We start from the raw sequence: 13708 nt of genomic DNA, 5'->3' as shown, positions 1-13708 counted from the left end.
ACGTGGCGGCGGGCGGCACGGCGTGCGCGGGGGCCGGGGTGGCCGGCTTCAGCCAGGCGGTCTGACCGGCGACGACGAGCGCGACCGCGTCGCAGGCGTCGGCGACCGCGCGGTTCGTCGCGCCCAGCGCGTCGGTGAACGCCCGGCCCAGCGGCGTGGTGGGCACCAGCGACAGGCCCACCTCGGGGCTGACCAGCACCAGCCGGGCCGTGCTGGAGCGCACCGCCTCGGCCAGCTCGGCGATCGTCGCGGTGTCGTCAGCGGGCTGGTGGGCCGGGTCGAGCAGCACCGTCACCCAGCCGCCCAGGTCGTCCACGAGCAGCGTCTCGTTCGGCCCGGCGGCGGCGATCACCTCGACCAGCCGGCCCGGGTCCGCAGCGGTCTCCTCGGTGCTCCAGCTCCCCGGCCGCCGGGCGCGGTGCGCCGCGAGGCGGATCGCCCACTCGGTGTCCTCCGGGTCGCCGGCCGGGGCGGTGGCCACATACCGGACCGTGGGCGCGTCGGCGACCAGTGACTCGGCGAACTCGGACTTGCCGGAGCGGATACCGCCGAGCACCAGGAGGGTGTGCCACCCGTCAACGGACATGCCCGTACCTTAGTTCGCCCGCCCGCGTTCCGGGCAGCTCGCCCCTCCCCACCCCCACCCCACCCCGGCCCGACCCTCTCCCCGCCGCCGATCTTGCACTTGCGGCCCCCGGGATGCCCGGAATGACCGCTCTGTCGGGGCGCCAACCGCAAGATCGACGGTGCGGTGGGCGGGGCAGGTCGGCATGATCGATGTGGTGGCGGGCCGTCGTCGGCGGGGCCGACTAGGCTTGCGGAGGTTTGGCGTCCCACGGGACGACGGCGGCGAGGGGAGACGCGGCATGGCGTGGAGCTGGCGGTACGAGGGCACGAACGGCGACGCGGCCGACGGGCCGGCCGAGGCGTTCACGAGCCAGGCGGACGCCGAATCGTGGATCGGCCAGACCTGGCGGGAGCTCGCGGCATCCGGCGTCACCACAGTCGTGCTGGTCGAGGACGACCGGGTGGACTACCGGATGAGCCTGCAACCCCCGGCCGAATGACGGGCTACGACCGCCCGGGCGAGCCGCTGATCCTCGGCGTGCCCCGGGCGGCGTTCCGGCCCAGCCCGATCTTCCTGGCCCTGGTGGCGCTGTTCGTCGCCGCCGGGGTGATGACCTGGAACCGGTACGGCAACGTCGGCTTCGACGTGTTCCTCTTCGTCGTGTCCGGCTGGCTGGTCTCGCTGTGCCTGCACGAGTACGCGCACGCCGTGGTCGCGTACCGGTCCGGTGACCGGGACATCGCGCACCGCGGCTACCTCACGCTGAACCCGCTGAAATACACCAGCCCGCTGCTGTCGATCGTGCTGCCGGTGGTCGTGGTGCTGCTCGGCGGCATCGGCCTGCCCGGCGGCGCGGTCTGGGTGGACCGGCACGCCATCCCCGGCCGGCTGCGGCACACGCTGGTCAGCCTGGCCGGTCCGGCGACGAACGTGCTGTTCACGCTGGTGCTGGTGGCAGCGGTGGCGTGGGGGCCGGAACTGGGCGGGCCGCTGGAGTTCTGGGCCGGCGTCGGGCTGCTCGCGTTCCTCCAGCTCACCGCCAGCGTGCTCAACCTGCTGCCGGTGCCCGGCCTGGACGGCGGCAACATGCTCCAGCCCTGGCTCAGCCCCGCCTACCGGCGGATGTACGACCTGTTCGCCCCGTACGGCTTCATTCTGCTCTTCGCGCTGCTGTGGAGCCCGCAGATCAACCGGGCGTTCTTCGGCGCGGTCTTCGCCGTCGGCGACGCGCTCGGCCTGCCGCGCGAGCTGTACCAGATCGGCTACGCCCTGATCCGCTTCTGGGAGTAGCCGGCCCGGTCGTTCCCGGGGGGGGGGGGGGCGGGGGGGGGCCGGGGCGGGGGGCCGCCGGCCGGCCAACGACGCGAGGTCACGGGCGCTGAGCCGGGCTCTCGGTCTTCGCCGGGTCTCGCTCGGTGACCGGCTCGACGATCTCGTCGATCGCCTTGAGCAGGTCGGCGTCGAGCTTCACGCCCGCCGCCTTCACGTTGTCGTGCACCTGCTCCGGCCGGGACGCGCCGACGATCGCCGACGAGACGTTCGGATTCTGCAGCACCCAGGCGACGGCGAGCTGCGGCATGGTCAGCCCGGCCTGCTCGGCCAGCGGCTTGAGCCGCTGCACCCGGGTGAGCACGTCGTCGGTCATGAACCGGGCGATGAACCCGGCGCCGGACTTCTCGTCGGTGGCGCGCGAACCGGCGGGCGGCGGCTGGCCCGGCAGGTACTTGCCGGACAGCACACCCTGGGCCATCGGCGACCAGACGATCTGGCCGATGCCCAGCTCCTCGCTGGTGGGGACCACCTCGGTCTCGATGACCCGCCACAGCATCGAGTACTGCGGCTGGTTCGAGATCAGCGGGATGCGCAGCTCACGGGCCAGCGCATGCGCCTCACGCAGCTGGGACGCCTTCCACTCGGAGACGCCGATGTAGTGCGCCTTGCCGGACCGGACGACGTCGGCGAAGGCCTCCATCGTCTCCTCCAGCGGGGTGCTGTAGTCGTAGCGGTGGGCCTGGTAGAGGTCCACGTGGTCGGTCTGGAGGCGACGCAGCGAGCCGTCGATCGACTCCATGATGTGCTTGCGGGACAGACCCCGGTCGTTGCGGCCGGGACCGGTCGGCCAGTAGACCTTGGTGAAGATCTCCAGCCCTTCGCGACGCTCACCCTTGAGCGCGCGGCCGAGCACCGACTCGGCGCGGGTGCCCGCGTACACGTCGGCGGTGTCGAAGGTGGTGATGCCACTGTCGATCGCGGCGCGGACGCACGCGACCGCCGCGTCCTCCTCGACCTGCGAGCCGTGGGTGATCCAGTTGCCGTACGAGATCTCGCTGACCATCAGGCCGGAACGGCCCAGGTGACGGAATTCCATGCTCCCGACCCTAGACCTGCCCGGGTCAGAGCACCGGGCTGGCGTCGGCGAGCAGCCGGTCGATCTCCGCGACCACCGCCGCGCGCCCCGGGTGCACCGGGTCGATGAGCGGCTCGCCGCGCCGGTCCAGCGCGCCCCAGCGGCCCGACTCGGCGGCGACCAGGAACGCCACCGGGTGCACCACCACCGTCGGGTACGCCGGTGGCACCACCACCCGGCCGGTCCGGTCCACCACGCCCCGGCGGCCGGCCAACTCGACCACCGCCAGTCCGTCGGCGGTGAACCCGTCGACCTCCCGCCCGTCCGCGAGCGGCGTGCCGAGACGGTGGTAGCGGGTCGGCACCACCACCTCGCCGGTCAGGTCCACCGCGCCCCAGCCGCCGTTCTGCCGTACCGCCGCCAGGCCGTTGCGGAACGGCCTGGCCTCCTCGTACCCGGGCGGGATCTTCACGATGTTCATCCGGTCGACGGCCATCCACCGGCCCTTGCCGTCCATCGACACCCAGGACAGCCCGTCCGAGAAGGGCACCACCGCCCGGTAGCCGTTGTTCGCCTCGATCAGCGCCGCGCCGGACGTGTCGATCAGCGCCCACCGGGACGCCTCCGGCCGCCGTACCCAGGCCAGTCCTTCCTGGAACGGCTGCGCCTCGGCGTACCGGTGCGCGATGACCATCTCGCCGTCGGCGTCCGCGTACCCCCAGAGCTCTTGCTCCTCGTCGAACGTCGGCATCGGCGGACGCGGCGTGCCGAGCACCTCCTCGGGCCGGCGCGGCGGGGGCCCGAAGCCGTCGGCGGCGGCCCGCGTCGCGACCGCGTCCAGCGCGACCTCGACCCGGGCGTTGAGCTGCGCGTCCTCGCCGTGACGCAGGTCCAGCGCCCGCTCGAAGTGCAGGCACGCCTCGGTCAGCCGGCCCTGGTCGAAGCAGCACCGCCCGGCATGCTCGTGCAGCAGCGCACGCAGCCGGTCCGGCAGCTCCGGCGAGTTCGCCTCCGCGAAGAGCCGGTCCGCCTCCGCGTGGTCGCCCCGCCACCGCAGTGCCTCGGCGAGGCGCGCGCGGGCCAGCGCGGTCCGCCGGAACTCGCCGGTGGCCTCCGCGTACGTGACGGCCAGCCGCGCGTCCCCGAGCGCGTCGTCCAGGTCACCGAGGATCCGCGACGCCACCGCGCGCAGGCTCAGCAGCCGGGCCCGGCTGCGGTTGTCGAGCGTGGTGTCCAGCTTGCCGGTCAGCCCGTCCCGGATCACCCGCAGCTGCTCCGGGTCGGGGGCCCGCTCGCGCAGCGTCAGCGGATCCAGTTCCCAGCCGACCGCCGCGAGGGCCTGCTCCGGGTCGACGGGAGGCGGCGGCTCGGCGTCCGTCGCCGGCGCGGCGCCGTCGTGGGTTCCGACTTCGGGGGTACGCGGATCCTGCGCGTCGTCTTCGTCTTCGTCGTCGGTGTGGTCGGTGCTCTTGGTGTGCTCGGCGCTGCCGGCGTGTTCGGCGTCGTGCTCGGTGTCGGCCGGGGTCGGTTCGGTGTCTTCGGCCTGTGCTTGCGCCTGTTGCGGGGGCGCGGCGGCGGTGTCGTCCGCATCAGCGGCCGTGTCGACGGGCTCCGGGGTGGACGGTGTGGGCGCGGAGTGGCCGGTGCCGTCGGCCGCCGCTGGTTCCCGGGCTGTGCCGTCGGCGCTGGTCTCGCCCGTCGTCTCGTCGGCAGTGGCCTCCGGTGCGGCGCCGTCCCGCCGGGCCTCGGTGGTGCCGAAGGTCGCGACATCGTTCGGATTGCGCTCCGGCGGAGGGCTGGACTGCTCGGGTGCCGTAGCAATCGCGTCGTGCGGCTCGGGCTCGGCAGGCGGGCCGTCGGGTGCGGGGACGCTGGTGTCCGCCGTCGTCGGCTCGACCGGCGGCGGGGTGATCGGCGCGTGCACGGGTTCGGCCGGTGAGCCGGTGGTCGTTGTGGCCTCGGCCGGTGCGCCGGCAGTTGACGCGGTAGCTCCTCCGGACCGGGCACGGCGGGCATCGACGTCGTCCGGGGCGGACGCGGTGACGACCGGTGCGGGGGCCGGCGCCGGTTCACGCGCGGGTGCGGGTGTGGGTGCGTTCGAGTCGGCAGTGGACGCCGGTGCTGGAGGCACCACGGCATCGAGTTCCGGAGGCTTCCTCCCGTCCGTTGCGTTCGTCTCCGCTGCGGTCGCTGCGGCTTCCGGCCCCTTCGCCACCGCCGCTGGAGCCTCCGCTGGCGCGATCGACTCCTGGCCGGGTAGAGATCTTGGTACGAAAGGGCCCCCAGAGGGGCCGAAATCGTCCAAGATCTCCGGCGGTTTCGGGGCTTCGGCGGGCTGGTTCGGGCGGAACCATGCCTCGGCGCCGGGGGACGGCGGACGTGTCTTCTCCGCCGGCCGGCCGTTCCCCGACGGCTTGTCACTCCGGCCGGAGGACGCCTCGGCTCCGAGCCGGTCCGCGCCCTGTGCGGGCCGGGTGTCGGCGTCGGCTTCCGGAGAGACGATGTCCGTAGTGGACGCGGCTTCCACGTCCGCTTCGGCATCGGGCGGGCCTCCGTCTGAGCGGGACTCGGGCCGGGTGCCTGCACCGGCTCCCCGGTCGCCGTCCTCGACGGGGACGTGCACATCGGTCTCGGGCTGGCCGGTGGCGGCGGTCGGCGTGGCCTGGGTGACCGTCCGGGGCGGTGTCGTTTCGGCGTGCGCGTCGACCGCTCGACGGTCGGCGTCCGTGCTCGGCGTAGTCGGGGTGCCGGGCGCGGTTCGAGGACGCGGGTCGGCTACCGGGCGATCGGCCCTCATGTCCGGGACCGCGCGGGCGCTCGTGTCGGGCGTCGCTCCGGAGTACGCGCCGGATCCCGGACCGTTGGTGCCAGTGCCAGTGCCAGTGCCAGTGCCGGTGCCAGTGCCAGTGCCGGTGCCGGTGCCAGTACCAGAGCCCGTGCCCGTCCCGGTGCCCGTGGCCGGCTCGGGTCGGGTGCCCACTCCGGGCGTCGCTCCGGCGTCGGCTTCGGGGCGGTTGGCGTCCGTGTGCGGAACGGGACGGGCGCTCGTGCCTGCCGTGGGCCGAGCCGCCTGTGCTTCCGGTTCGGCGGGGCGCGGCGCCGGTTCGGCGGGGCGCGTCGCTGGGACAACCGGTGGTGGCGCGGTCGGACCGGCCTGGGCAGGGCCCGGATAGGTGGGCGGCGCGGGACGAGCCGGCGCGGCCCGGGTCGGCTGGACGGGACCGGCCGGAGGAAGTCCCTGACGTTCCTCGGTCCGGCCCGGCGGCGGCGTGGGGCGGACGGCCTCCGCTCGTCCGGTGCCGGTAGGAGCCTGAGCATCTCCGCTGGGCGTGCCGACAACCGGTGCGGCGGGAGCGACCCCGCCGGAGACCGGTGCGCTCGACGGCCCCGGACCCGCAGAAGCGGGCGCGCCGGGTGTGGGGCCGGAGGGCACGCGGGGCGCGGGACTGGAAGGCCTGTCCGATGTCGGGGCCGAGGGCGCGTCCGACCTGGGGCCCGAGGGCACGGCGGGCGAGGGCTCGTCGCGGACGGGAACAGCAGGTGCGGAACCGCCGTCGGCCACGCGCCGGTCGGGCTCGGGCACCGGCGGACGGGTCGCCTCGTACCGGCCCGGCGTCGGCGTCCGGTGCTGCTCGTCCGAACCGGCTGGTGACACGGGCCGCAGCGCGGCCGGGCCGGTCGACGGCGAGCCGTCGCCGGGGCGCGCGGGCGTACGCGGTGACGACAGCGGATCCGGTACTGCCGGGGCAGGGCGGGCACGGTCGTCGGGACGCGCGGCCGCCTGGTCCGGGGTGTCCGGACGGCGCTCGTCGGGCCGTACCGGCCACTGCTGCGGCCGGGACTCGGAACGCGCGGCGACCTCGCCCGGCTGGCGACGGTCCTGCTCCGGCTGCGACCGCCCGGTCTCGGGGCGCGTCGGGGCGGTGGGCGGCCGGGTGGCGTGGGTACGCGGACCGGTGCCGTCGGGCTGCGCGCCCGTACCGGCAGGCCGAGCGTCGCGTGGGTCCGGACGGACGGGACCGTCCTGCCCGGGACGGCGCGCGTCGGGGCGTGGACCGTCGGCGGGTGGCATCGGGTGCCGGGGCGGTACGGGCCGCTCCGCGGGTGGGCGGTGCCGCTCGTCCGGCCGGTACGCGTCGGGCTCCGGCCGGGGGCGGGGCTCGATGACGGGCCACTCGCCCTGGTGCGGGCGAGGGCGATCGGCTGGCGGGCGCTGCCAACGCTGGTCGGCGCCCGGCCGCGCCGGGGCGGACGCTTGCGGGTCAGCCGGACGGTGTCCCTGCGCGCCGTACCGGTCGGGCTCGCTCTGCGGCGCCGGCCGCCCGTTCTCGGGTGCCCGGCGCTGGGTCTCTGGGTACGCGGCGGCCTCGCGGCCCGGCGCACGGTCGTCCCACCGGCCACCGGCCGGGTCGCGCCGGTCCGCCGGGGGAGGTGGGCCGGGCTCGCGCCAGCCGTCACGCGCGGGCTCGCGCCGGCCGTCGTGGCCCGAACCGCCCCAACCGGGGCCGCCGTGGCCCGGCTCGCTCCAGCCTGGTTCGCGCCGGCCGTCGCGAGCCGGATCGGCCCAGCCTGGCTCACGCCGACCCGGCTCGACCCGGCCGGCAGCACTCCGCTCCGACGGCGGCACGGCTCCGTCGCGCCCGTCGACGCCGGGACCGCGCCGACCACGGGCGGGATCGACCTGTGACGGCTCCGGGAAGGGGCCGCGACGTCCGTCGGGCAGGGGACCGCCACGTGCGGCGGGGGAGTGGTCACGGCGAGCGTCGGGTGCCGCACCCCACCGGTCGCCGGAAGCCGCCGGACGGCCGTCGGCCGGGGCGCGCCTGCCGTCCGCCGGGCGATCGGCCCGGTGCGGAGCCTCGTTCGGCTCCGGCATCCAGCCCGGCTGGGCGGCCCGACGGGGTGGGCCGTCGGGGTGTACCCAGCGTTGGTCGAGCCGCTCCGGCGGCGGGCCGGGCCGGTGGGACCGGCGGCCGTCCGCGCCGGGGCCGTCGAGATGCCCGCGCCGCTCGTCCGGCCCCGCGGGGCGCTGCCCGCCGGGACCGGCGGAACCGATCGGGTACGCCCCGCGCGGCGCACCCGCCCCGTCCAGGTACGTGCCGCGTGGAGCTGCCGACCCGTCCGAGTGCCCGCCGCGCGGTCCAACCGGACTGTTCGGATGCGTGCCGCGTGGACCTGCCGGTCCGTCCGGGTGCGCGCCGCGTGGCCCGGCGGGGCTGGTCGGGTGCACGCCGGGCGGGACCGCGGGACTGATCGGGTACGCCTCGCGCGGCGCCGCCGGGCTGGTCGGGTACGCGCCGTGCGGACCGGCCGGGCTGACCGGGTACGTGTCCGGGCCGGCGCGGTGCGCGTCGCGCGGGCCGGCCGGGCTCACCGGGCGTCCGGCCTCGTGTCCGGAGGGCCGGGCACCGGCGGGGCTCACCGGGTACGTGTCCTCGTCCGGCGCGGGGCTGACCGGGCGTACCTCGGCCCGGCCGACCACGGCGCGCGGACGCGGCGTCAGGTTCTCGATGCCGATGTCACCCGGGTAGCGCTGCCCGGGGAACTGCGGCTGCCACTCGTGGGTGGGCTCGGCGGCCCAGGCCGGTTCGGCCGGCTCGCGCCAGCTGCCCCAGCCGCTCATCGGCAACCCCTCCCGCCGCTCGCGCGGGACGGCCCCGGGGCCGGCTCGCGTCGCTCGCTCACGGCGGTGTCACCTCATTGGAAATTCTCGCGCTGGGGCGCCGGACGTGCCGGTACAGTCGCCCGGTCCAGCACGTCGTGGCTGCGGAAGGAGGGTAACGGCGTGGGCTCGGTCACCGCCACTGTGGCACCACCCACCGGCGCACACGTTACCCCATGGTTTCGGACATTCGGCGCGATCGCGGCGGCCGGGTTCCGGCGGCACGCGACCTACCGTCAGGCCGCCGTGGCGGGGTTGTGCACCAACACCGTGTTCGGCTTCCTGCGGTGCTACATCTTCCTCGCGGCGACGGGTGCGGCGGGCACCGTGGCCGGCTACGACCGGGCACAGCTCGCCACGTTCGTCTGGGCCGGCCAGGGGCTGCTGGCGGTGATCGCCATCTGGGGCTGGACCGATCTGGCCGACCGGATCCGTACCGGCGAGGTCGCCGCCGACCTGCTGCGGCCGGTGCACCCGGTGACCAGCTACCTCGCCACCGACCTGGGCCGGGCCGGGTTCGCGTCGCTGGCCCGGCTGGTGCCGCCGCTTGTGGTCGGCCCGTTCTTCTTCGCGGTGTACGTGCCCCGGCACTGGGCGACGGTGCCGCTGTTCCTGCTCTCCGCGTTGCTCGCGGTGGTGGTCTGCTTCGGCTGCCGCTACCTGGTCAACGCGACCGCGTACTGGTTGCAGGACGTCCGGGGCCCGATGATCCTGTGGACGCTCGGCTCCGGCGTGCTGGCCGGCCTCTACTTCCCGCTGGGCTTCCTGCCCGGCCCGCTGGAGGCGGTCCTGCGGTACGCCACCCCGTTCCCCAGCATCCTCCAGGTGCCGCTGGACGTGCTCGTCGAGCGGGAGCCGATGGCCACCGGTCTCACCCTGGTCGGGGTGCAGGCCGGCTGGGCGGTGCTGCTGCTGGCGCTGTGCCGGCTGGTGCAGCGCCGAGCCGAGCGCCGCCTGGTGGTCCAGGGTGGCTGAGCGCGGCAGCGCCCCCAGGGTGGCTGAGCGCGGCAGCGCCCCCAGGGTGGCTGAGCGCGGCAGCGCCCCCAGGGTGGCTGAGCGCGGCAGCGCGCCCAGGGTGGCTGATCTGGCGGAACTGCGCGCGTACCGGGCGCTGCTCGGTGCGCAGGCGCGCTCGCAGGCGGCGTACCGCACCTCGTTCGTGGTGGACCTGGTCGGCAACGTGGGCGCCACCGTGTTCGACGTGGTCACCGTCCTGGTGATCTTCGGCGTGACGCGGGAGCTGGGCGGCTTCACGCTGCGCGAGACGCTCGTCGTGGTCGGCCTGTCGTCGTGCGGCTTCGCCACCGCCGACCTGCTGGTCGGCAACATCGAACGGCTTCCCCGGTACGTGCGCACCGGCCTCTTCGACGCCGTGCTGGTCCGCCCGCTCGGGGCGCTGCCGCAACTGCTGCTGATGGATCTGCCGCTGCGCAAGCTGTCCCGGGCCGTGTTCGGGCTCGCCGTGCTGCTGTTCGCGCTCGTCTCGGCCGGCATCGACTGGACGCCGGGCCGGGTCGCGCTGGCGGTGGTCGCCCCGGCGGCCGCGGTGGTCTTCTTCGGCTCGGTCTTCGTGCTGACCGCGACCGTGTCGTTCTACTGGGTCGACTCGGGCGAGCTGGCGAACGCGGTCACCTACGGCGGGCGCGACTTCACCTCGTACCCGATCACCGTGTACGGCGGGTGGTTCCGCGCGCTGTTCGCGTACGGGATGGGGTTCGCCTTCGTCAGTTACCACCCGGCGCTGGCGCTGCTGGGCCGCGCCGACCCGCTCGGCCTGCCGCAGTGGACGGGCTGGGCCGCGCCGGGCGTCGCGGTGGTCGCCGCGGCGCTGGCCGCCCTGGCCTGGCGCGTCGGGGTCCGTCACTACCGGAGTACGGGGTCATGAGCGTCATCGAGATGGACGGTCTGCGCAAGGAGTTCACGGTCCGGGTGAAGGCCGGGCCGCTGCGGCGCGAGAAGCGGACGGTGACCGCCGTCGACGGGGTCGACCTGCGGGTGGAGCGCGGCGAGATGCTCGGCTACATCGGCCCGAACGGCGCCGGGAAGTCGACCACGCTGAAGATGCTCACCGGCGTGCTGACGCCGTCCGCGGGGCGGGCCCGGGTGTGCGGGCTGCGCCCGGTGGCCGACCGGACCCGGCTGGCGCTGCGTATCGGGGTGGTGTTCGGGCAGCGCTCGCAGCTCTGGTGGGACCTGCCGCTGCGAGACTCGTTCGACCTGCTGCGGCACGTCTACCGGGTGCCGGCCGGCGAGCACGCGGCCCGGCTGGCCCGCTGCCGGGAGTTGCTCGACCTGGACGGGTTCCTGGACACCCCGGTCCGGCAGCTCTCGCTGGGTCAGCGGATGCGCGGTGAGCTGACCGCGGCGCTGCTGCACGGCCCGGAGGTGCTGTTCCTGGACGAGCCGACGATCGGCCTGGACGTGGTCAGCAAGCAGGCGGTACGCGGTTTCCTGGCCGAGCTGGGCCGGGCCGGGGACACCACGCTCGTGCTGACGACGCACGACCTGGCCGACATCGAGCGGCTGTGCCGGCGGCTCGTGGTAATCGACCACGGGCGGGTGGTGCACGACGGGTCGATCGCCGAGCTGCACTGCCGGTACGGCTCGCGCCGGATGGTGGTCGCCGAGCTGGACGGGGCGCTGCCCGAGCCGCCGGTGCTGCCCGGCGCGCCGGTGCAGCGGGTGGAGGCCGACGGACGGCGGCTGGTCTTCGCGCTGGAACGGGCGAGCGTCGCCGAGGTGGTGGCCGGGCTGGCCGGCCTGACCACGCTGCGGGACATCTCGATCGTGGAGCCGGACATCGAGGAGGTGGTGACCCGGCTCTACCGGGCGCCGGCTGGGCCGTCCGCCGTCACGGGTGCTCCATGACGAGTACGGCGAAGGTGCCGGGGGCCAGTGCCTCGTACCGGTGCGGGGTGTCGCCGGGGAACGTGGCGTAGTCGCCGGGGCCCAGCTCGACCAGGTCGCTCTCGGGGCCGACGCGCATCCGCCCGGCGGCGACCACGACGTGCTCGACGCTGCGCGGGGTGTGCGCCTCGGCGAGCCGTACCGCGCCGGGTTCCAGCTCCATCACGTAGACGTCCCGCCGGGCGTGCGGCGCTCCGGCGGCGAGCAGGGTGGCGGAGAAGTCGGCGTGCTCGGACCGGATCCGGGGACCCTCGCCGGCCCGGATCACCCGCACGGCGGCGGTGGGAGGTTCGACCAGGCGGCTGAACGGTACGTCCAGCGCCACGCCGAGCGCCCAGAGCGTCTCCACGCTGGGGTTGCCGGAGCCGGACTCCAGCTGGGACAGGGTGGACTTGGCGATGCCGGCGCGGCGGGCCAGTTCGGTGAGCGACAGGCCGGCCCGTTCGCGCTCGCGGCGCAGCGCGGCGGCGATGGTGGCGAGCGGGGGAGCGGGGTCGATCGCCATATGTTCGCTCCATCAGTCGATTTGTTCGGTTTGACGAACCAGCGTGCTCCCGTTCAGGATAATGGACATGCGTACGGCAAACCGAACGGGCGACGCCCGGGTGCTCCGCGACGTCGCCGCCATCGGCGCGGCGATGCTCGCCGTGGGCGCCTCGTTCGGTGCCGTGGCGGTGGCCGCCGGCCTGCCCGTCTGGGCCACGCTCGCCATGTCCGCTGTCGTCTACGCCGGTGGCGCCCAGTTCATGGCAGTGGGCCTCGTCGCGGCCGGCAGCCCGCTCGCGGCGGTCCTCGCCGGCCTGCTCCTCAACGCCCGGCACCTGCCGTTCGGCCTGGCCCTCGGCGGTGCGCTCGGCACCCGGCGCGCGCAGCGGCTGCTCGGCAGCCACCTGATGACCGACGAGGCGACCGCGTTCGCGCTGGCCCGCCCGGCCGGGCCGCAGCGGCGCCGGGCGTTCTGGCTCGCCGGGGTGCTGCTGTTCCTGGCCTGGAACGCCGGCACCGCGCTCGGCGTGCTCGCCGGCGGCGCCGCAGGCGACCCGGCGACGCTGGGACTCGACGCCGCGTTCCCGGCCGGGCTGGCGGCCCTGCTGCTGCCGAGCCTGCGCGACCGGGAGACCCGCCGGGTGGCGCTCCTCGGTGCCGGCCTCGCCGTGCTGGCCACCCCGCTGCTGCCGGCCGGGCTGCCGGTGCTGCTCGCGCTCGCCGCGCTGGCCCTGCCGCTGCTGGCCCGCCGCCGCCCACCCGCTTCGCCGGCCGCCGACCCGAACCCCGCGTCCGCCGACCGGTCCGGCGTGCCGTCCGACCCGGACGCCGCGCCGGCTGGTGGTCCCGTCGCCGTGCCGGACGCGGCCGGCGGCGGACCGGTGGACGACGGCGGGGCTCGGCGGAGTGTGCGGGCCGGGGAGGTCCCGTGCTGATCGCGGTGATCCTCGCGCTGGCCGCCGGCACCTACGGGTTCCGGGTCGCCGGGGTGCTGCTGCGGGACCGGCTCGACCTGCCGGAGTGGTCCCGTCACCTGCTGCCGGTCGGCGCCGCCACGCTGCTCGCCGCGCTCGCCGCCACCGCGGCGCTCACCGAGGCCGGCGGCTTCGCCGGCTACGCCCGGCCCGCCGGGGTGCTCGTCGGCCTGCTGCTCGCCTGGCGCCGGGCGCCGTTCGTGCTGGTCGTGGTCGCGGCGGCGGCCACCACCGCGGTGCTGCGCCTGCTCGGCGTGGCCTGAGCGCGGCATTCGGCCCGCTCCCGGCGCGGCATCGGCCGCTTCCCGCATGAGAACGGCCCCTCACCGCCGGGGCGGGGAGGGGCCGGTTCGGAGCGGGCCGGTCAGACCTTGTCGCCGATGTTCACCCGGGGGGCGGGAGCGCGCATCCGACGGAACGTGATCGACCGCATGATCGCGTAGAAGTAGAGCGAGCCGAGCTTCTCGGTGCTCTTCGGGAAGCGCTCGCGGACCAGCCGCTTGATCTTCCGGGAGATCAGGATCGAGTCGATCAGCACGCCGAGCGCCAGCGCGCCCCAGAGCACGTTCGACAGCAGCCGCACGATCGGCGGCATGGCCTGGTTGGAGCCGAACAGCACGATCAGCGCGCCGCCGAAGAACCAGGTGCCGATCGTACGGCGGGAGTCGACCACGTTGCGGGCCAGCAGCCGCTCGGGGCCCCGGTCACGCGGGCCGCCCTCGCGGCGGAACTCGGCGGCGGCCTCGGCGCGGGCGGCGCGGCGC

Annotated in this window: 12 protein-coding genes; 7 read left to right on the top strand and 5 right to left on the bottom strand. The window is 75.6% G+C overall.

Annotated features, from left to right (window positions below; genetic code table 11):
- On the bottom strand, positions 1-586 hold a 586-nt coding region (locus tag AC2CHG_RS24745), incomplete at its 3' end, for a bifunctional adenosylcobinamide kinase/adenosylcobinamide-phosphate guanylyltransferase (protein WP_484525678.1).
- A 280-nt stretch (positions 587-866) separates the two neighbouring features.
- Between AC2CHG_RS24745 and AC2CHG_RS24740 the strand changes: the two genes are divergently transcribed.
- Positions 867-1067, top strand: coding sequence for a hypothetical protein (locus AC2CHG_RS24740; protein ID WP_484525677.1), 201 nt, complete (start codon positions 867-869; stop codon positions 1065-1067).
- On the top strand, positions 1064-1858 hold the full coding sequence (locus AC2CHG_RS24735) for a site-2 protease family protein (RefSeq protein WP_135241362.1): 795 nt from the start codon (positions 1064-1066) through the stop codon (positions 1856-1858). The genes AC2CHG_RS24740 and AC2CHG_RS24735 overlap by 4 nt, the downstream gene beginning before the upstream one ends.
- Positions 1859-1937: 79 nt before the next feature.
- Here AC2CHG_RS24735 and AC2CHG_RS24730 read toward each other — a convergent pair whose 3' ends face one another.
- A complete protein-coding gene (locus AC2CHG_RS24730) occupies positions 1938-2936 on the bottom strand; it encodes an aldo/keto reductase family protein (protein WP_355514668.1) in 999 nt (332 codons plus the stop codon).
- 25 nt (positions 2937-2961) lie between these two features.
- Positions 2962-4839: a WG repeat-containing protein gene (locus AC2CHG_RS24725; protein ID WP_484525676.1), complete on the bottom strand. Its 1878-nt coding sequence runs from the start codon at positions 4837-4839 to the stop codon at positions 2962-2964.
- Between the two features lie 3861 nt (positions 4840-8700).
- Here AC2CHG_RS24725 and AC2CHG_RS24720 point away from each other — a divergent pair.
- The 3 genes from AC2CHG_RS24720 to AC2CHG_RS24710 all read left to right on the top strand — a co-directional run bounded on the left by AC2CHG_RS24720 (position 8701) and on the right by AC2CHG_RS24710 (position 11445).
- Positions 8701-9552 (top strand): ABC transporter permease, encoded by an 852-nt coding sequence (locus AC2CHG_RS24720; RefSeq protein WP_402811302.1) that lies wholly within the window; start codon positions 8701-8703, stop codon positions 9550-9552.
- A gap of 109 nt (positions 9553-9661) precedes the next feature.
- Positions 9662-10462 (top strand): ABC transporter permease, encoded by an 801-nt coding sequence (locus AC2CHG_RS24715; protein ID WP_355514687.1) that lies wholly within the window; start codon positions 9662-9664, stop codon positions 10460-10462.
- A complete protein-coding gene (locus AC2CHG_RS24710) occupies positions 10459-11445 on the top strand; it encodes an ABC transporter ATP-binding protein (protein WP_402811300.1) in 987 nt (328 codons plus the stop codon). Before AC2CHG_RS24715 ends, AC2CHG_RS24710 begins: the two co-directional genes overlap by 4 nt.
- Here AC2CHG_RS24710 and AC2CHG_RS24705 read toward each other — a convergent pair.
- Entirely contained in the window at positions 11429-11989 is a 561-nt protein-coding gene (locus tag AC2CHG_RS24705; RefSeq protein WP_357210250.1) for a helix-turn-helix domain-containing protein, read from the bottom strand. The two genes, AC2CHG_RS24710 and AC2CHG_RS24705, sit on opposite strands and share 17 nt — an antisense overlap.
- A 67-nt stretch (positions 11990-12056) precedes the next feature.
- Between AC2CHG_RS24705 and AC2CHG_RS24700 the strand changes: the two genes are divergently transcribed.
- Together AC2CHG_RS24700 and AC2CHG_RS24695 are read left to right on the top strand one after the other, a co-directional pair.
- Positions 12057-12905, top strand: a complete 849-nt coding sequence (locus AC2CHG_RS24700; protein WP_357210253.1) for an AzlC family ABC transporter permease — start codon at positions 12057-12059, stop codon at positions 12903-12905.
- Positions 12899-13207 (top strand): AzlD domain-containing protein, encoded by a 309-nt coding sequence (locus tag AC2CHG_RS24695; RefSeq protein WP_334461719.1) that lies wholly within the window; start codon positions 12899-12901, stop codon positions 13205-13207. Before AC2CHG_RS24700 ends, AC2CHG_RS24695 begins: the two co-directional genes overlap by 7 nt.
- Before the next feature lie 101 nt (positions 13208-13308).
- On the opposite strand, the gene AC2CHG_RS24690 is transcribed toward AC2CHG_RS24695, so the two are convergent.
- Positions 13309-13708: DUF3043 domain-containing protein (locus tag AC2CHG_RS24690; RefSeq protein WP_484525675.1), on the bottom strand; the 400-nt coding region annotated here is incomplete at its 5' end.

Source organism: Micromonospora sp. ATLC20, from assembly GCF_057196585.1.
The sequence above is the reverse complement of the archived record's forward strand: the minus strand, read 5'-3'. Positions and strand labels throughout refer to the sequence as shown.

Excerpts from the sequence above, each read along its gene's own strand:
- AC2CHG_RS24705 (WP_357210250.1), bottom strand. The coding sequence starts at position 11,989 with ATGGCGATCGACCCCGCTCCCCCGCTCGCCACCATCGCCGCCGCGCTG.
- AC2CHG_RS24730 (WP_355514668.1), bottom strand. The coding sequence starts at position 2,936 with ATGGAATTCCGTCACCTGGGCCGTTCCGGCCTGATGGTCAGCGAGATC.
- AC2CHG_RS24700 (WP_357210253.1), top strand. The coding sequence starts at position 12,057 with ATGCGTACGGCAAACCGAACGGGCGACGCCCGGGTGCTCCGCGACGTC.
- AC2CHG_RS24710 (WP_402811300.1), top strand. The coding sequence starts at position 10,459 with ATGAGCGTCATCGAGATGGACGGTCTGCGCAAGGAGTTCACGGTCCGG.
- AC2CHG_RS24740 (WP_484525677.1), top strand. The coding sequence starts at position 867 with ATGGCGTGGAGCTGGCGGTACGAGGGCACGAACGGCGACGCGGCCGAC.
- AC2CHG_RS24735 (WP_135241362.1), top strand. The coding sequence starts at position 1,064 with ATGACGGGCTACGACCGCCCGGGCGAGCCGCTGATCCTCGGCGTGCCC.